The organism is Dyella sp., assembly GCF_035685805.1.
GTDB lineage: Bacteria > Pseudomonadota > Gammaproteobacteria > Xanthomonadales > Rhodanobacteraceae > Dyella_A.
The window spans coordinates 154,872-170,949 of record NZ_DASSAB010000038.1 but is presented as its reverse complement, the minus strand read 5'-3'; the positions used below and the strand labels follow the sequence as shown (position 1 = coordinate 170,949).

Here is a 16,078-nt window from a genome sequence, read left to right as displayed (position 1 = left end):
GTGGAAAAGCGATATTCAAGCGCATTCATCATGCGCTTCTTGCACATTAGTGAGGGTCGACGACGGTCATGCCCCAGAACCCGCGATCACTGCCGAGCCTGGCCGCGCTCCAGTCTTTCGAGTCGGCGGCACGGCTGGGCAGTTTCACCCGTGCCGCGGCGGAGCGGCATCTGAGCCACAGCGCGATCAGCCGAAACGTGCAGGCGGTCGAGCACTGGTGCGGGGAACTGCTGTTCGTGCGCCAAGGCCCGCGCGTAACACTGACCGACGCCGGGTGCAGTCTGCGCGCGCGCATCGGTGATCCCATCCGCCACTTGCTGGGCGCCCTCAACCTGAAGGAGGACGCGCCGACACGGCAGCCCCTGCTGGTACTCACCCTGCCGTCGGTGGCCAGTACGTGGCTGCTGCCGCGCCTGGCCCGTTTCGCCTGCGCGCACCCACGCATCACGCTGTCGGTGGAAACCGGCTACGACATGCGCAGTCTGCAGCCGGCGACACCGGTAGCGGCGCTCCGCTTCGGCCACTTCGATCGTCGAGGCCTGCACTGTCGCCGCCTGTGGAGCGACCGGATGGTGGCCGTCGCCTCACCCGCTTGGATCGCCGCGCACGGCGCCGATCCGTCCCGCTGGCGAGGCGACCAGCTACTGCGGCACGTGCACGAGGCGTGGCCCGCGCGACTCCCGCCGACATCACCTGACAAGGCGCCCGGACCGAAGCTACCCGCGGCGGACGGGCACGCATTCAACGACGCGCTGTTGCTCACCCAGGCTGCCGCTTACGGCTGTGGCGTGGCATGGGTCCGCCTGTCATTGGCTATGCAATTCATCGGTGAGGAACGGCTGGAGCGGATCGCCACACAAACGGAACAGACCGACAAGGCAGCGTGGCTGGTGTGCCGCGAGGATCACAGCGACATGCCGCAGGTGCGCGCTTTTTTCCAGTGGATGCTCGAGGAAAGCCAGAGAGCGCCGGCCTACTGACCATCGCGTCGATCTATTCGCCCAGCTGGCGACGTGTCCCTGCGGCGGCAGCAATTCCGCCTGCCACCCCTTGTGGCGCCCACTGCGCCGCGCAGCCCCGACTCGAGCACGCCTCCGCTGCTGCTCGCCGAAAGGCTGGACTAAAGGCAGGACGGATGCGAACCCGCGCCGCCGCAGGTGCGCTGTTTCAGGTGCGTGACCGTGCGCGTGGACTCCGCAAACTGCACGTCGATCTCGGCCCGGTACTTCGTTACCGAGACGCCGCCATAGGGATTGCGGCTGGTCTGCTCCAGCACGCCCGGCAGGGTGAGGTCGAGCACGCCGTCGTGGCGGCGCACGTCCAGCGCGGCACCGGAGGGTACGAAGCGCGAGGAAAACGTCGGCGCCCCTTTGTCGTCCTGCCAACCCTGCAGCTTCTTCATGAACTCTGCCCAGCCCTGCGCGGTGAAGCGGCTCTTTGCATCAAGCAGGCTCGCCACATCGCCCTGCGCGAAATCCAGCGCATCGAGGCAGATCGCCGTGGCTTCCCTCACCCGTGCCGGTTGATCCGGCACCGGAGCGGCTGCGCATGCCCCAGACACGGCCAAAAGCAGGATCACGATGCAACGCATGAATTCCCCCTGTTCCCCAATGCAAAGCGCCCTGCAAGGGCCGATGAAAGCCGACACCGGCTTGCTGGCGGCGGCAGGGGCCGCGTGTTGGCTTGCGCGCGCCCCTGCGCCGGCGATCCTCCGCAACCGCGCTGCATTTCGCAAGACGCCGCCAATGATCCGCGCCGCCTGCGGTTCCTGCGCTCACGGTTCCTGCGCATCAGGCTCAAAGCGCAGCAGGTCCCCCGGCTGGCATGCCAGCACCTCGCACAGTGCCGCCAGCGTCGTGAAGCGGACCGCCTTGGCACGGCCGTTCTTCAGAACCGCCAGATTGGCGGGAGTGATGCCCACCCGCTCGGCCAGGGTGCCGACGGCCATCTTTCGCCGGGCGAGCATGACGTCGATGTCCACCACGATGGCCATCAGATCACCTCATCCAGTTCCGAGCGCAGGTAGCGTGCCTGCGAATCCAGCGCCACGGCCTGTGCCAGCAGCATTCTGAGCACCAGCACGATCAGCGCCACGCCGCCGATCACCAGAGACGCACCGCATATCAGGGCGATCATGCCGGGCGCGATCTCGTCGCCCGGCGTGGTGCGGTTGACGTGCGCGCCCACCACGGCTAGGCCGAAGGTCAGCACCGAGGCCGCGGCGATCGCCCCGATCACGACATCCACGTAGCGAAAGGCCGCCGGCGAGAACACCGTGCCCCGCCGCACCATGGTCAACAGCCGCCACACGCAAACCGCCGTCACCTGGATCGTCAACACCCCCAGCACCACGATCAGCACCAGCGGCACGCGCACCTCCGCGCGTGCCAGCGCGAGGTCCTGCCACAGCAGCGGCGCGATCACGCACTGCACCGCCAGCGAGCCGAGCAGCCCCACTGCGATCACCGCGCGCAGCGCCAGAATGGCAAGATTGCCCATGACCCTCTCCCCGTGTCGTTGAGTGATCGAATACTATCGATTTGCGATAGATATGTAATGCATTTCAATGCCACTCGTCGAACGAGGATGTCTCTGCACCTGCCGCGCGGCGGAGCGTCATGCCCCCGCCCGCTGCGCGCGGCGCTGCCGGTGCATCGCCGCATGCATCACGCCGGGAGCAGCCTTCATGTTGCGACCGCCTTGTCTCGACGCATCGGGCAGCGGCATGCCCTTGTGCGGGCTCAGGCTCGAGTCCGGGCCGAGAGCACCCTCGGGTTGCGCAAGATCGCTGCCGATACCAGCGACACGAGCACGCCGACCGGGAATATCTCGGCGAAGGTCATCGGTACCCGGTACAGCGGGTTGGCGTACTGCGCCTTGAACGCCTCCATCCGGGCGGTAAGCCGGGCGACCTCGGCCGTATCGGCACCCTTGGCCGTAGCATGGGCGATCACCGAACTGGCGTACTGCGCGGCGAAATCATGCACGACCGTGGCTTGTGCGATTTCCCACGCCACCACGTAGAAAAGGCTCGCCACCAATGAGATGGCCAGCCCCATTCCAAAGGCAGGCCAGAACCGGATCACGCCGCCGCGGGCCATGTCGCGGTGGCTCTTGATCCCCACGAACACCGCGCTCAGCGCAACCAGCATCGTGAGGTAGCCCAGCAACATGCCCATGGCGCCGTGTGACATGGCGCCATGAAAGGCCAGCAGGGTTATCCACATGCCGGCAGCCAGCACCAGCCCGGCGATCACCCCGAACTTCAAAATGTCACGCAGCATCACCCGTCTCCTCCTGGTTGGACAGGCACGCATGCAGGGCACGGCGGCTCTGCCTTCCATCGCCCGAACGGGTGATTCGGGCCGATTCACCCGTTTTCCCGCGCCGGCGCGCGGCCGAGAGCCTCGTCTACCCCTCAGCGCAGCAGCCCGAGCTCGCGGGCCCGCCGCACCGCATCCGTACGCCGCGTTGCGCCCAGCTTCTCGTAGAGCCGCGCCAGGTGGGTCTTGACCGTGTTGGGCGACACGCCAAGGCTCCGGGCGATTTCCTTGTTGGACAGCCCCGCCGCCAGCTCTTGAAGCACCGCGACCTTACGCGGGCTGATTCCCAGCTCCGCCAGCGCTTTCGGATTCCCGTCGAAGACGGTATCGCCTGCGCGCCGGCCGAGCATCCGCGCACCGATCCACACGCCCAGCGCCAGAAAGCCCGCCGCCAGCAGGGCGTCGTAGACCGACTCCGGATACAGCCGCGCCATGCGCTGCATGTCGATCCACTGCAGCGCGAGGGCGCCGAGCGCGAACAACGCGGCATAGAGGGCAATGTGCTTCCACATGCACGAAGGGTACGACGGGCGGCGCTCGCGTGGTCAAACCGGCACGGGCCGCGTGTGAAGCCGGCGGGGCGGCATGGCCGCACCAAGGCAGCATGGGGAGGCGAGCGAGCCAGGTCAGGCCCGGATGGCGACCCTCACCAAGCGTGCTCTTCCCTCTGCACGACCTGCCGGCTTTCGGTCCGCTAGCCGCTTTTTGATCAGCGTCGCCAGCGCCACGTCGGACCCGAACGTGTGGAACCCTGGCGAAGCCAATCTCTCCCACCGTGGTGTCGCAACTAACCGGGGTCACTTTGTAAGTGCGGCGCGCACCTCGGCACCGTGCAGCATTGCCAGACATAAGTGCGCCGCTTGCGCTTGCCGACCACAGCCGTGCTGCAAGACATGGACCTTCCGAGCACCCTCGGTGAACACCAACCCGATCTCGCCGGATCGCACCCCTATGTCGCGGCGAGGCCGGCGGGACCGGGGAGAGGTCGCGGGCAGGCATGCCTACGCCAGCTAAAACAGGAGGCAAACCTGGATCTGCCACGGCGCCCGCTTCAGGAACGTTCGCGTTTTCCCTGCTCCGGCCGGCGCCGTCAGATATCGACGTTGCCGTTCGGCCCCTGCTCCCGCAGCGGCGTGTTGCCATTTCCCTCGCGCAGGTAATTGCCGTCTCCCAACGGCTGGGACATCTGCTCGCCGGGGTCCCCCGGCGTCTCGGCGCCCACGTCGCGCGCCCGCTCCCTGGCGGACTCCTCGGTCCGCTCATCCGCCTGCTCGATCAGGTCGAGCCGATCACGACCGGCACCGTCCGCCGCGCGCTCGCCATCCTTGCCAGCATCGGCAGGCCCGAGGCGTGCGTCGGGGGTCTTGGTCGCATCGGTATCTTCCGGCCTGTCGGCCGCGTGCTTGCGGTTGTTCATGGGCGTCTCCCGAACATCGAGTGGAGCGACCAGCCTCGGCGACGGCGCGTTTCCGCGGCGCGAACGCGAAGTCAATCCGCCGCGTCGGACGGCCGCCACCCCACGCATCACCGGCCGACCCCGTTCACAGGCGGGTGGCGGGCGAAGAACGCTGCCATGGCGTTGTCCGCCTCCACCGACCAGATCGCCGCGACGTGGCCCTTGCCCTCCACCGGCACGAAGGTCTTGTCCTCGGAACTGGCCGCGGCGAGGTCGGCGCGTCCTTCAGCCACGGGGATCACTTCGTCCGCCGTACCGTGCACTACCAGCAGCGGCCCGTGGTAGCGCCGAAGTTCTTCGGCGTTGCGGATGCCGGCACGCACGCTGGCAGCCACCTCCACCGGTCGGTGCAGCGCCCGGGCGATAGCCGCCGGCAGCGCATCGGCCGAGGCCATCGGATCAAGCAACACCAGGCCCGCGATGGCGGGGCGACTCGCCGCAGCATGGCTGGCGAACACCGAACCCAGCGACCAGCCGACCACGTACATCGGTCGTCCCGCCGCTTTCGTCATCGCCAGGTCGACGATCGCCAGCGCATCGGCGCGCGCCTGCTCCAGCGAGATCGTGCCGTCGCTGAAGCCCGTGCCGCGGTAGTCGAAGGTGACGAGATTGAAGCCAAGCGTGGCGTAGAAAAACCCGTCACGGGCCTGCGTGAACGCGTCGCCGATCGTCTCGTTGTTGCCGTGGAACGTCACCACGTACGGCGCGTCCGGCGTGGGCGCGGGATAAAACCATCCGCGCAGAGCCACACCATCGGGCGCCTTCAGCAGCATGGCCTGACGCGAGTCGTCCTGCGCCGCGTCGGCCCACAGGCGGGGAGGAAGTCGCTTGGCCGCGTGGAACAGACGGGCGTCGTCGAAATGCAACGGCGCGGCCGGCGCATCTGCCGCTGCCGCTTGAACCGCAGCGACTCCCAGAAGCAGCCACCCAAGGCTGCCTGCCAGGTGCTGCGCCAGCCACCGACACCGGAAACGGAATGGTCCACGACGACGACGCGCCGCAATGTCATGTGCATTCATGCTGGCTCCCCTGATCGCCCGACTCGACGGCTCGGCACAATACCCGAGTTGGCACACGCAGGAATCGGGGAAGACATTCCATGACGCCGCCGCTGGAAAGCACACGCCGGCTCCAGCGTCTGGACGTCGGCTTGCGCCCCACGGACCAGGGCCGGGTACGGGAAGCTGGATACGCTGATTGGCGATGCGCTGGTGGCGTTCAAGTTGCCGGAGTGATGTGGGTGGTTGATTGGATTTGCTCGTTGTCGTCTCGGCCGCTGGTTCAAGCAGGCCGGCGCCGATGGATTTCGCCAAAAGCGAATAGGCTGGATCCCGGCCATCGCTGGGATGACGAGCCAGAGCGCGCAGGCCACCGCACGTCAAACTGCCGCCATTCCGGCGAAAGCCGGAATCCAGTGCCTCTAAACCGGGCGACCGGCTTCGCCGTTCAAAAGCGGCTCTCGCTCGACCGGCCCTCGGCTATTGCGTTGCGCTGTGGCGGGAATAAGGGGCATGAGGAGCATCGCGGATTGCGGGCACGCCAGGTGTCCCCGGTTTCGCTGTACCGCCGAAACCACGTCGCGTGCGCAGGCGCCACGTTGGCTGGAGTTCTGCAGCCCGTCCGATATCCACTTGCCCTATCGCTACTGTTTCGCGCGGCTGGCGGCCGTCCTGCCGTCGATGCGGCTGGCCGACCCGGCGTGTCACGCCGAGCCGACGATTGCGCAACTGCGCGAGGCGGTGGCGAAAGGCGCGGTGATGGTGGTCTTTGCCGAGCTGGGGCTGTCCGGCTACAGCCTCGATGACCTGGCCCATGATGTAGTGATCACGTATGTGACCCAGTAGCGCGGCCCGCTGGTGGGCATCGCTGCCCCGCGTGATCTTTATGGCGACTTGTTCAAACGCATGCCACCACGCTTCCGTTCGGAACAGCTGGGCAAGCTGGTCAACGGTCAGATGGTCGTGATCAGCGAGCGCGTTGTTGGCGGCAAAAGTGGAAAGAAGCCAAGCGGCATCCCCATGTTCGAATTGCGCGATGGCAGGATCATCCGCGCGTGATTCACTCCATTCGACTAACACCAGGGTGCAGAGTGCACTTTCCGAAAGTTGGCGTTTCTGAAGGTCGACCCAGAACCGCGTGCTTTCCTTCTTGAAAAGCCGATGGGTCGAAGAAACAGAAACGCGGTTAGCTGGGCTGCTCCGTCTGCCGCCAATCAGCGCGTTTCGTCGGACTTTTTCTCAGTTTTCCGAGAAGCTGGTGCATCTGCCGTTTGCGTCGCCCCAACGGTGACGTTGCCAAACCATTGCGCGTCGCGTGCGGCAAAGTATTTCTTCGCATCGAACAACGCCGGATCGTACGTGCCACACATGCCAACCGGCACTTCAACCGTGCCGAGGGTGAGTGGCGTTGTGCCGCAGTCGCTGTCGCGCTTCTGAAGCTCCAGGTGATTCAGTGCGTCGTGCTGCACTCCGAAGTCGAAGCCGACGCGTGACCCGGTAAACGCCAGTCGGGCCGAGCGCAAGGCCGCCGCCATTCGCGGCTTGGCTGCCGCGTCGCCGTACTCGGGCTCCAATGTATGCAGCACCGCCTTGGCCCTGTCGTACTCCGACGTGCTCAACGACTTGCAGGCTTGGTCTCGCGCCTGGAGGTATATCGGGTAGTTGCGTTCGGCGGCCAAGCTGATCCATGCGCACGCGGTGACGGGATCCTTGTCGACATCACGCCCATTGAGATACATGTTGCCGATGCTGATTTGGGAGAGCTTGTCCGCGTAGCGTGCGCCCATCTTGAAATACTTCAAGGCGCCCTCGTAGTCTCCGGCAAACAGGCGTCGCATGCCGGCAAATTGGCCGAATAGATCAGGGTGCCCCTCGGTCGAGGAGCGGCCCATGGTTTTCAGAATGCGCTGAACGTCAGGGGTGGGTACCGGCGGTGGCACTGGATCGTGGACGGTGTCACGAGGTGCGGTAACCGAGGATGGCGCCTGTTCCTCTGGACTGTTCGTTGTCTGAGCGGCGTGCGCCGATGTGGTGCCTGCAAGCAGCATGCAGATTGGTGCGAGAAATAAGGGTTTCATGGTCGTCCTTGCCTTTATTTTTCATGGCCGAGAGTAGCGTTGCCATAGCTGAAGCCACAACAAAATGGTGGACGTAATCAGCGAGTTAAGTGGCTGGTGGGACTATCTCACTCGGCCCAACATTTTGTGATTGCCGTTTTCGCCTCCGCAAACATGGCGGCTGCGAGAGTCAATAAAACAGGGGTCAGAGCCGACTTTCTACAAGACTAGCTTCAAGAAAGTGCGCTCTGACCCCAGTTTTCGCACGACGACGACGCGCCGCAATGGCATGTGCATTCATGCTGGCTCCCCTGATCGCCCGACTCGACGGCTGGGCACAATAACCGAGTTAGCACACGCAGGAGTCGGGGAAGACATTCCATGACGCCGCCGCTGGGAAGCACACACCGGCTCCAGCGTCTAAACGTCGGCTTGTGCCCCGCGGAGCAGAAGTCTCTACTCCTGACCAGCCCGGGCTGCCGGGGGCGCCGCGAGTTTCGCCGTGTCCTTCAGGTACTCAGCGCTCAGGGTGGCGTGCTGCGTGGCGATGGGCAACAGCGTCGGGTAGAACTGCACGAATGTCGTGTCCACCGCGGCGTGTGCGCTGTGGCACGAGTAACACCCCTCGCTCACCGGGATCTGCTTCGCCGGCGCACCACCGTCGTCGAAGCTGAAGAACGCCCAGCCGCCCTGAAAGCGCGCGGCATCTTTCACGTGCACTTCCATGCCCTGGACGGCCCCGCTCTGGTAATGCCCGCGCTGGTTGATCGACCCTTTGCCCATCGACCCGCGCACCTCCAGCACGATGACGGTCTTGTCCGGCCAGCTGCCGGTGCGCAGGAAGGCGCGATAGCTCCCGGGGTTGACGAAGGTGTTGTCGAACATCGGGCTTGGCGAGGCCATCGCCCTGGGGTTGTAGCTCATGTCCAGGCCGGAGCTGAGATACACCCACTGGCGATAATCCGCCGGTTGGATCAGCTCGCCGCTGGCGGTGTAGGCAGGAGCATGCATGTTCGCCGAATCCGGATCATCGGCTGTCGCCGCGAAGGAAACACTGGCCATCGCGGCGATCAGTACAAGGCAAGACGGCTTCGACAGCACGGGTGTTCTCCGACAGTGGGGGCTGCGGAATTTTGCTGCCGCGCTGCGCGCCACGAAGGACGCAAAGCCGACGAATCCGGCCAGACCTCAGAAGGAAAACCGTTCGCGGTATTCCTTCGGCGTCGCTCCGTAGCGGGCGCGGAACGCGCGGCGGAACGCGTCGGCGCTGTTGAAACCCACGCTCGACGCAATGCGCTCGATGGGCGCCCTGCCGTGCGTCAGACGCATGCAGGCCTGTTCCAGCCGCAGCTTCTCGACAAACCGTGCCGGCGTCATCGCGAACGTCTCGGCGAACACCCGGCGGAAATGCCGCGCGCTCATCGCCACCTGATCGGCCATGCGTTCCATGCCGATGTCCTCGTCCAGATGCGCCAGCAGCCAGCCCACCAGCGCACCCATGCGGCCGTTGCCCTGCGCCTGCGCCGCCAGCGGCGTGGAGAACTGCGCCTGGTTGCCGGGCCGCTTCACGTACATCACCAGGTACCGCGCGACTTCGAGCGCCGCCGCCGCGCCGAGATCCTCGTCCACCAGCGCGAGTGCCAGGTCCATGCCTGCGGTCAGCCCGCCCGAGGTGGCGAAGCACCCGTCGCGCAGGAACAGCCGGTCCGTTTCGACATGCACGGCGGGATAGCGGCGCGCGAAGTCGTCGGCATAACCCCAATGCGTCGTGACGCGGCGGCCATCCAGCAACCCGGTCGCCGCCAGCACGTACGCGCCGGTGCAGACCGAGACGATCCGCCGCGTGTCTTTTGAGCGCTCGCGCAACCAGTCGAGCAGGCGCGCATCGCGACTGAGGGCGAGACGCGCACCCCGGCCGCCCGGTATCAGCAGCGTATCCAGCGGCGGCGCGTCCTCCAGCGTGTGCACAGGCACGATCGATAAACCGTTCTCTGCGCGCACGGCGCGCGCGTGCAGACCAATGACCCGCAGCTCATACGGCGGTGCACCGTGCGCAAGCGCGTTCGCGCCGCCGAACACGTCCAGCGGACCGACGAGGTCCAGCGCCTGCATGTCGTCGTAGGCAAGCAGGCCAATGGACCGGGTGGAGGATGGTGAAGTCATGGAGGAAAACGATTCCGGGTAAGTGGCCTTGCGCATTGTGCTGGGCCGGCCGACCGTGACGGCCGTTTCTGCCTGCGCTGCGTGTCACCCGCTATTCGGCCGGGCACCACTGGCTCTCGCAGGGCACGCCGTCGCCGTCGCCATCCATCTGCGTGCCCGGGCATTGCCTGAGGAAGAACCTGGCCTCGGCGCACGAGTGCATCTGCGGGCACCTTGTGCGGCCGTCGCAGCTGAAGGGCGAGGCCGGCTCCGGCGCCGCGGCGCGCAGGGCATGCACCCGCGGCGCCGCCGGCGGCTCCTGGTTGGAGCTGAATTGCTGGTAGCCGTACCAACCGATCGCGATCAGCAAGAGCAAAGTGACCAGCGAACCGAGCGCGCTGCTGCTCCGATGTGCCGCGGCCGGTTGCCGCGAGCGCCGTGACTGCAAGCCGCTGCCGCACCGCATGACCCGCACCGCCCGCTTCTTGCCCGCCTCGCGCGCATCGATCTCGAAAGAAACGAGCTCCCCCACGACCGGCCGCACGCCGCCGCGCGGGAACGCCGAAATATGCACGAAGACCCTCTCGCCGCCTCCCGGCAACTCGATGAAGCCGAAGCCCCGGTCGTCGTTCCAGGTCACAAGGGTGCCGTGGGTTTTCATGGCTCGACCATCTCCGTGTCTGCGCCGATCGCGCGCGTGATATCCAGGTCCTCAGGCGTCCACGATAACCAGCACACCGTCGCTGCCGGAGTCGACCGCGTGCGGCACGCCGGCCGGCACGATGAAGACCTCACCCGCATTGACCTGCACCAACGCACCCGCTACGTGAAGATTCATGCGCCCGGACATCACCAGCAGCGCTTCGTCGAAGTCATGTACTTCCTCGGGAAACGCCGCCCCGTCCATTCGCACGACCTTCAGATTCGCCCCGGCCGCGCGGCCGACGATACGGGACGACCAGGCGGCCGGAAGGCCGTCCGCCACCGCATGAAGATCAATCTTGCTCATACCCTGCCCCCCTGGGCCCCTGCCGGCAGACGTGGCCGGCCGTTGATGGAGTACCGATAAACGCGCGCCGGCAAGCGGCGGCAGAGTGGATTTCTACGGCACCCGCCTGGAGAAGAGAAGCCCCTTGCCGGGCCGGGAATCGCTCCCGCGTCGCGCCCGCCTGAAGCCGGAACGGCCGGACGAGCCTTGCCAGGTCGCGCGCGCCGTAGCCCCCATGGACATGCCGTCGGGATGTCCAGGAATGACGGCCGCCCACCTCGGCGGCGCCGACCGGCGCTGCGCGGGACAGCGCCTCAAGGGCGCTTCTCGCGGGCTTGCTGTCCCATCATGTTGCGGCAGGATCAACCACCGCGCGAGCCCGACGGTGTCGAATGGAGCCGCTCTCGATCGTCATGGGAGGCAGGCAGCGACGCTTGCTCGCTCGGCCATCCCAGCAGAGGACAAACCATGCGCTACACCCTACTTCTCCATTACGCCGAAGCCACCGCCGAAGATATCGGCAAGGAGGCGATCGAGGCCGGCATGGCGGCGTTCCAGGCCTATGCGAAGGCGCTTGAGGAGGCGGATGTCCTGGTCTGCGCCGAGGTCCTGCAGCCTTCCGCACTCTCCACTACCGTGACGCTCCGGCACGGCGGGCTCCAGGTGCAGGATGGCCCGTACGCCGACTCGAAGGAGCAACTTGGCGGCACCTTCGTGCTCGACGTGCCGGATCTGGACACGGCGCTCGCCTGGGCGGAGAAGTGCCCGGCGGCGCAGTGGGGCACGGTGGAGATCCGTCCGTCGGCGGTGCGCTTTGTCGGCGGGCGCTGGATTCCGGCGTGACGAACGGGATGCCAGCGGGTGCCGACGGCGGAAGCACGGTGCCCGTGGAGGCGCCTGCCCGGGCACGAGCGGAGCAGGTAGCCCGCGCCTCTTACGGTCGTCTGGTCGCGATCCTTGCCGCTTCCAACGGCGACATCCAGCTGGCAGAGGACTGTCTCTCTGATGCATTCGCGCAGGCGCTGCAACGATGGCCACAGGCGGGCACGCCGGAGAACCCGGAGGCGTGGCTGCTCACCGCCGCGCGCAACCGCCAGAGGGATGTCTACCGTTCCGCCGCCCACCGAACCTCTGCTCCGCTCGACGAAGCGATCCACTCACCGGCCTGCGCGATCGATGAGCTCGATCCGGACACCATTCCCGATCGCCGCCTGGCGCTCCTGTTCGTCTGCGCACACCCGGCGATCGACCCCGCCGTGCGCAGTCCGCTGATGCTGCAGACCGTGCTCGGCTTGCAGGTGCGGCAGATCGCGAGGATCTTCGCGATCCCCGAGGCGACGCTGGCGCAGCGACTGGTGCGGGCGAAGCGCCGCATCCGGGAGACGCGGATTCCCTTCGCCCTGCCCGACCCGGCCCACCTGCCGGGGCGACTGGAAGCCGTACTCGAAGCAGTCTACGGCGCCTACGCGATCGACTGGCTGGTCGTCTCCGGCCCGACTGTCCGCGAATCACTCGCCGCCGAGGCCAGATACCTGGCGGTCATGCTCGCCGAGCTTCTCCCCGACGAGCCGGAGGCACTGGGGCTGGCAGCACTCCTTTCGCTGTCGCTGGCCCGCGTGGGTGCCCGCGGTGCGGCAGACGCGTTCCTGCCGCTGGAGGAGCAGAACCCGGCCCAATGGGACGCGGGCCTGATCCGGGAAGGCGAGGATCTCCTGCGGCGGGCCAGCGTGTTTCGCCGGATCGGGCGCTTTCAGCTCGAAGCCGCCATCCAGTCAGTGCACTGCGCGCGGGCTTCCTCCGGGCTGACCAACTGGGCCGCGTTGCGCTCGCTGTACGCCGCGTTGGTAGCGATCGTGCCGACACTGGGAGCCCGCGTCGCCTTCGCCGCGGCCACGGGGCGGGCGAAGGGGCCGAGAGATGGACTGGCCGCGCTGGACCTGATCCCGGACGAGGCGCTCCGGCGCTTCCAACCGGCATGGGCCACCCGCGCCCATCTGTTGGCGGAGGCGGGACACTTCGAGGACGCCCTTGAGGCCTACGACAGGGCCATCGTGCTCACCACCGAGCGCAGCGTGCGCGAGTACCTGGCGCGGAAACGAGCCGAAGTTGCAGAAGAGGCAGCACAGGCGAGCTAGTCGCATGACCCCGGCGGGCAACATGCCGGCCATATGGTGGCCGATCCGCCACGTTCCTTTCGCCCGCCACCGCCACGGAAACGTGCCGACGCGGCATCGGGACGTTTCGCCCGTACTTGCAGCGCCAGCACGCGCTCGAATCCGGTCGTTGCCGCCATCGAAGCCCGGCGCGGATCGCTCAAGAATCGGACGCCCCCGCAACGCACCGACAGACACGGAACGTTGCACGCTCTCCCTGCCGCCGTCTCCAGATCGTGCCGCTGCCTTCGTGCCGTCGCAGACGGCTAGTTCCTGGTATCCGCCGGACAGAGTTCGAATGCGCCGATGTCTGGCGCCGAGCCCTGCACGCGCGCGAAGCCCGGTCCACGCTGGTCGTAATGGCGGTGACGCAGATTGTTGCCGCGGTCGATGGCGGGACTGCCGTTGAGCAACGCGTGCGTCATCGTGGGCCCGCCGTTGTCCGCCAGCGGTGCAAGCAGAGGATCCAGCGTCATCGTATCGGGCGGCACCGGGATCGGCGATTGCTGGAAGATGTTGTTGTAACCGTGCACGAAAAAGATCGAGTCCGGCTCGAACGCGTAGCCGGGGTTCCCTCGCCATAGGTTGTCGGCGACGATCGAGCTGCTGATGTTGTAGGCCGGTACGCCGGCCTGCGCCCCAGGCAGGGCAGCCAGGCCGGTGAAGTGATACACCACAACCGCTCCCAGACTTTCGGACCCCGTCTCCCGGTTGAAGGCAATGGTGCTGTTGGCGATCTGGAGCGAGTCCATGGCCCAGATCGCGCTACCGTAAAACGCCTCGTTCCCGGAGACCGTGCTGTCGATAACGTAGATCGCACGCCCCCACACGCCCCCGCCGGGGCGGCCGTAGTCCGACACGGTAACGGCGTTATTTGAAACGGTGGATTTGTTGACGACCAGTCTGCCTTCGGCATAGACGCCACCACCCTCGCTCTGCGAGCGGTTGCCGTCCACGGTCGAATAGGACAGCGTCATCATGTCCTGTGCCGTTGCGCCACCGCCCCACCGGCTGGCGTGGTTGCCGTAGATGCGGCTGCGGTAGACGATCATGTCGAACGCTGCCGCACCGCCACCCACGCCGTCCGCCACGTTGTCGAAGATGTTGCTGTTGAGCAGGCGCAGGCCATAGTCGGCAAACACTCCGCCGCCCGAGCCGCCAAAGCAGCCGTGCACATCCACTCCCTGCAGTTCGAGATTGCTGTTGGAAGCCACGCAGCCGCCGGAACCTGTCGCCCCTGCATACCCGCCATTGGCGACAGTCATCTGCTTGATCACCAGTGTGCCCAAGTTGTCGGATGCGCTCGGGGCATCGTGCAGGAACGCCCTGCCTGCACGGTCAGCGTCCACCGTCAGAAGCCTGCTGCCGGGGCCGATGATTGTCATGTCGTGCTGCGCAATGCGTATCTCGCCGCCGGTAAGGCGGATGAGGTGGCAACTCAGGTGCCTCGCATCGATCGTGTCGCCGCTCTGCGCACTGGCGATGGAACCTCGCAAGCTGCCGACGCCACTGTCGTTGCAGTTCATCACGTGGACGGTCGCGGCGCTCGCGGCACGCGATGGCAAGGCCGAACTCACCAACAGCGCAGCGGAAATGACGCACACGAACGGGCCACCGCTCGCAAGCGGGCGAAACAGGAATTGACGCATGACGCACCCTCCATGAAGAAGGCAGCGCCGCTTCGGACGATGCCCATGACCCCCTGCACGTGCGCCGGAACATGCGCGCGATGGTGTGGCGAGAGGGTGAACGGAAACGTTCGAAAACCGGACTCGAGCAAGGGGTTCAGAAGCGCTGGAGCTGAGCCCCGGACTTGGGTCAGCGCAGACTTCTCCGGAGCGGATCGCCACCCTGCAACAGCGGCGAGCGCTCCCGGAATGTCGCCGCGCAGTTTGAAAAATCCGAAGGATCTTCCTGCGACGTCGGTGCCGCTCCGGCTCCACGCCGAACCTCACCGTCGGTCAGCGCACGCGCCGCCAACTGCGGAGGATATGCCGGGGCGCCATGGGCACCCGTGGCAACCGCCACAAGTCCGCGCCCGGCATGGCGCGACCGCGGCGACTGGTGGTCGCCGCGAGGTAACCGGCCTCACGCACAACTTCGAGCACGCGGTCGTCCACGTCGCCGTACGGGTAGCAGAACTGGAGCACGGGGGCATCCAGCAGCGTTTCCAGCTCTGCCTTGCAGCTGACGATCTCCTCGCGCAGCTGAGGGACGTCGCACCTTGTGAGGTACGGGTGGCTGCGCGTATGCGCGCCAACTTCCATGCCGCCATCGCGCCAGGCCAGCACCTGGGCCGTGTTCATCATCGGTTTCTCCCGTCCGAGCCGGTCCGCGTCCCACGTGTTGTGCCGGCCGATGCTGCCGCTGACTACGTAGCAGGTGGCGGTGAAACCGAAGCGCTGCAGCACCGGTAACGCGTTCTCGAAGTTGTCGAGGTAACCGTCATCGAGTGTGACAACCGCTACCCGGCCCGCCCTCTCACCACGCAGGTAGGGCATGGCGTCGGACATCGACAGGCCGCGATACCCCAGGCGGTGCAACAGCCCCATCTGCCACGCAAACGCGCTGGGCGTCACGTACAGGCTGCGCCAGCGGCGCGCCACGCCGGCCACCGCCGCGACGTGGTGATACATGAGGATCGGAATGGCCATGCCGGGTCCCTGTAAACGCCCGACCCCTCCGGGCGTTACGCTCCAACGAACATGGAGCCTGTGCCGCCGATCTGCGAAAACGTCCTTGAAGCAAAAGCAGAAATCGAAGCCCACTTTTCCAATGCGGAGGCGACCAGCGAGTGAACTTGGCCCCCGCGTTGTGACAGGCCCTCCGCGCTACCCCGGCCACGCTCGCTTCATGCGCGTCCGCGTTTCTCGCCTTATCAACCCGTCGAGACGCTCAGCGCCGGAAGGCCGAACAGGTCCCGGAGTTCACGCAAAAGTCGACCCTGGGCCGATTGCCTTG

The 16,078-nt window shown here is 66.4% G+C and carries 19 protein-coding genes and 1 pseudogene; 6 read left to right on the top strand and 14 right to left on the bottom strand.

Features of this window, described 5'->3' with window-relative positions:
- Window positions 1-68 precede the first annotated feature (68 nt).
- The gene (locus VFG40_RS10605; RefSeq protein WP_324897321.1) at window positions 69-980 is read left to right on the top strand and encodes a LysR substrate-binding domain-containing protein; all 912 of its coding nucleotides are present in this window, start codon (window positions 69-71) and stop codon (window positions 978-980) included.
- Between the two features lie 140 nt (window positions 981-1,120).
- Here VFG40_RS10605 and VFG40_RS10600 read toward each other — a convergent pair whose 3' ends face one another.
- From VFG40_RS10600 to VFG40_RS10570, 7 genes are all read right to left on the bottom strand, one after another.
- Window positions 1,121-1,591 carry a hypothetical protein gene (locus VFG40_RS10600; protein WP_324897320.1) on the bottom strand — a complete coding sequence of 157 codons (471 nt, stop codon included), beginning with the start codon at window positions 1,589-1,591 and terminating at the stop codon, window positions 1,121-1,123.
- A gap of 183 nt (window positions 1,592-1,774) precedes the next feature.
- Window positions 1,775-1,993 carry a helix-turn-helix domain-containing protein gene (locus tag VFG40_RS10595; RefSeq protein ID WP_324897319.1) on the bottom strand — a complete coding sequence of 73 codons (219 nt, stop codon included), beginning with the start codon at window positions 1,991-1,993 and terminating at the stop codon, window positions 1,775-1,777.
- Window positions 1,993-2,499: a DUF2975 domain-containing protein gene (locus tag VFG40_RS10590; RefSeq protein WP_324897318.1), complete on the bottom strand. Its 507-nt coding sequence runs from the start codon at window positions 2,497-2,499 to the stop codon at window positions 1,993-1,995. The genes VFG40_RS10595 and VFG40_RS10590 overlap by 1 nt, the downstream gene beginning before the upstream one ends.
- 242 nt (window positions 2,500-2,741) lie before the next feature.
- Window positions 2,742-3,284 (bottom strand): DUF4199 domain-containing protein, encoded by a 543-nt coding sequence (locus VFG40_RS10585; RefSeq protein ID WP_324897418.1) that lies wholly within the window; start codon window positions 3,282-3,284, stop codon window positions 2,742-2,744.
- 134 nt (window positions 3,285-3,418) lie between these two features.
- Window positions 3,419-3,835 carry a response regulator transcription factor gene (locus tag VFG40_RS10580; RefSeq protein WP_324897317.1) on the bottom strand — a complete coding sequence of 139 codons (417 nt, stop codon included), beginning with the start codon at window positions 3,833-3,835 and terminating at the stop codon, window positions 3,419-3,421.
- A gap of 578 nt (window positions 3,836-4,413) precedes the next feature.
- On the bottom strand, window positions 4,414-4,740 hold the full coding sequence (locus VFG40_RS10575; protein ID WP_324897316.1) for a hypothetical protein: 327 nt from the start codon (window positions 4,738-4,740) through the stop codon (window positions 4,414-4,416).
- A gap of 107 nt (window positions 4,741-4,847) precedes the next feature.
- Entirely contained in the window at window positions 4,848-5,645 is a 798-nt protein-coding gene (locus tag VFG40_RS10570) for an alpha/beta hydrolase (protein ID WP_324897315.1), read from the bottom strand.
- A gap of 765 nt (window positions 5,646-6,410) precedes the next feature.
- Between VFG40_RS10570 and VFG40_RS10565 the strand changes: the two genes are divergently transcribed.
- Together VFG40_RS10565 and VFG40_RS10560 are read left to right on the top strand one after the other, a co-directional pair.
- On the top strand, window positions 6,411-6,623 hold the full coding sequence (locus VFG40_RS10565) for a hypothetical protein (RefSeq protein ID WP_324897314.1): 213 nt from the start codon (window positions 6,411-6,413) through the stop codon (window positions 6,621-6,623).
- 12 nt (window positions 6,624-6,635) lie between these two features.
- Complete coding sequence (locus tag VFG40_RS10560) at window positions 6,636-6,836, top strand: hypothetical protein (RefSeq protein ID WP_324897313.1); 201 nt, start codon at window positions 6,636-6,638, stop codon at window positions 6,834-6,836.
- Between the two features lie 155 nt (window positions 6,837-6,991).
- On the opposite strand, the gene VFG40_RS10555 is transcribed toward VFG40_RS10560, so the two are convergent.
- Window positions 6,992-7,855: an SEL1-like repeat protein gene (locus tag VFG40_RS10555; protein WP_324897312.1), complete on the bottom strand. Its 864-nt coding sequence runs from the start codon at window positions 7,853-7,855 to the stop codon at window positions 6,992-6,994.
- Between the two features lie 435 nt (window positions 7,856-8,290).
- The gene (locus VFG40_RS10550; protein ID WP_324897311.1) at window positions 8,291-8,845 is read right to left on the bottom strand and encodes a cytochrome P460 family protein; all 555 of its coding nucleotides are present in this window, start codon (window positions 8,843-8,845) and stop codon (window positions 8,291-8,293) included.
- On the opposite strand from VFG40_RS10550, the gene VFG40_RS10545 reads away from it, so the two are divergent.
- A complete protein-coding gene (locus tag VFG40_RS10545; RefSeq protein ID WP_324897310.1) occupies window positions 8,844-9,068 on the top strand; it encodes a hypothetical protein in 225 nt (74 codons plus the stop codon). The two genes, VFG40_RS10550 and VFG40_RS10545, sit on opposite strands and share 2 nt — an antisense overlap.
- Here the strand turns inward: VFG40_RS10545 and VFG40_RS10540 are convergent.
- From VFG40_RS10540 to VFG40_RS10530, 3 genes are all read right to left on the bottom strand, one after another.
- A complete protein-coding gene (locus tag VFG40_RS10540; RefSeq protein ID WP_324897309.1) occupies window positions 9,023-9,997 on the bottom strand; it encodes a GlxA family transcriptional regulator in 975 nt (324 codons plus the stop codon). The genes VFG40_RS10545 and VFG40_RS10540 overlap by 46 nt on opposite strands.
- Window positions 9,998-10,088: 91 nt before the next feature.
- On the bottom strand, window positions 10,089-10,637 hold the full coding sequence (locus VFG40_RS10535) for a cold shock domain-containing protein (RefSeq protein ID WP_324897308.1): 549 nt from the start codon (window positions 10,635-10,637) through the stop codon (window positions 10,089-10,091).
- Window positions 10,638-10,688: 51 nt separating this feature from the next.
- Window positions 10,689-10,985, bottom strand: coding sequence for a cupin domain-containing protein (locus VFG40_RS10530; protein ID WP_324897307.1), 297 nt, complete (start codon window positions 10,983-10,985; stop codon window positions 10,689-10,691).
- Between the two features lie 447 nt (window positions 10,986-11,432).
- Between VFG40_RS10530 and VFG40_RS10525 the strand changes: the two genes are divergently transcribed.
- Window positions 11,433-11,807, top strand: a complete 375-nt coding sequence (locus VFG40_RS10525; protein WP_324897306.1) for a YciI family protein — start codon at window positions 11,433-11,435, stop codon at window positions 11,805-11,807.
- Entirely contained in the window at window positions 11,804-13,099 is a 1,296-nt protein-coding gene (locus tag VFG40_RS10520) for an RNA polymerase sigma factor (protein ID WP_324897305.1), read from the top strand. Before VFG40_RS10525 ends, VFG40_RS10520 begins: the two co-directional genes overlap by 4 nt.
- A gap of 284 nt (window positions 13,100-13,383) precedes the next feature.
- Here VFG40_RS10520 and VFG40_RS10515 read toward each other — a convergent pair whose 3' ends face one another.
- Both VFG40_RS10515 and VFG40_RS10510 read right to left on the bottom strand, forming a co-directional pair.
- Window positions 13,384-14,766: a choice-of-anchor Q domain-containing protein gene (locus VFG40_RS10515; protein ID WP_324897304.1), complete on the bottom strand. Its 1,383-nt coding sequence runs from the start codon at window positions 14,764-14,766 to the stop codon at window positions 13,384-13,386.
- 289 nt (window positions 14,767-15,055) lie between these two features.
- Window positions 15,056-15,771 (bottom strand): annotated as a pseudogene (locus VFG40_RS10510) (polysaccharide deacetylase family protein); the annotation flags it as partial.
- Between the last annotated feature and the right edge of the window lie 307 nt (window positions 15,772-16,078).

Bases quoted from the DNA above. Each gene is read 5' to 3' on its own strand.
- VFG40_RS10605 (WP_324897321.1), top strand. From the start codon at position 69: ATGCCCCAGAACCCGCGATCACTGCCGAGCCTGGCCGCGCTCCAGTCT.
- VFG40_RS10600 (WP_324897320.1), bottom strand. From the start codon at position 1,591: ATGCGTTGCATCGTGATCCTGCTTTTGGCCGTGTCTGGGGCATGCGCA.
- VFG40_RS10595 (WP_324897319.1), bottom strand. From the start codon at position 1,993: ATGGCCATCGTGGTGGACATCGACGTCATGCTCGCCCGGCGAAAGATG.
- VFG40_RS10590 (WP_324897318.1), bottom strand. From the start codon at position 2,499: ATGGGCAATCTTGCCATTCTGGCGCTGCGCGCGGTGATCGCAGTGGGG.
- VFG40_RS10585 (WP_324897418.1), bottom strand. From the start codon at position 3,284: ATGCTGCGTGACATTTTGAAGTTCGGGGTGATCGCCGGGCTGGTGCTG.
- VFG40_RS10580 (WP_324897317.1), bottom strand. From the start codon at position 3,835: ATGTGGAAGCACATTGCCCTCTATGCCGCGTTGTTCGCGCTCGGCGCC.
- VFG40_RS10575 (WP_324897316.1), bottom strand. From the start codon at position 4,740: ATGAACAACCGCAAGCACGCGGCCGACAGGCCGGAAGATACCGATGCG.
- VFG40_RS10555 (WP_324897312.1), bottom strand. From the start codon at position 7,855: ATGAAACCCTTATTTCTCGCACCAATCTGCATGCTGCTTGCAGGCACC.
- VFG40_RS10545 (WP_324897310.1), top strand. From the start codon at position 8,844: ATGTTCGCCGAATCCGGATCATCGGCTGTCGCCGCGAAGGAAACACTG.
- VFG40_RS10550 (WP_324897311.1), bottom strand. From the start codon at position 8,845: ATGCATGCTCCTGCCTACACCGCCAGCGGCGAGCTGATCCAACCGGCG.
- VFG40_RS10540 (WP_324897309.1), bottom strand. From the start codon at position 9,997: ATGACTTCACCATCCTCCACCCGGTCCATTGGCCTGCTTGCCTACGAC.
- VFG40_RS10535 (WP_324897308.1), bottom strand. From the start codon at position 10,637: ATGAAAACCCACGGCACCCTTGTGACCTGGAACGACGACCGGGGCTTC.
- VFG40_RS10530 (WP_324897307.1), bottom strand. From the start codon at position 10,985: ATGAGCAAGATTGATCTTCATGCGGTGGCGGACGGCCTTCCGGCCGCC.
- VFG40_RS10525 (WP_324897306.1), top strand. From the start codon at position 11,433: ATGCGCTACACCCTACTTCTCCATTACGCCGAAGCCACCGCCGAAGAT.
- VFG40_RS10515 (WP_324897304.1), bottom strand. From the start codon at position 14,766: ATGCGTCAATTCCTGTTTCGCCCGCTTGCGAGCGGTGGCCCGTTCGTG.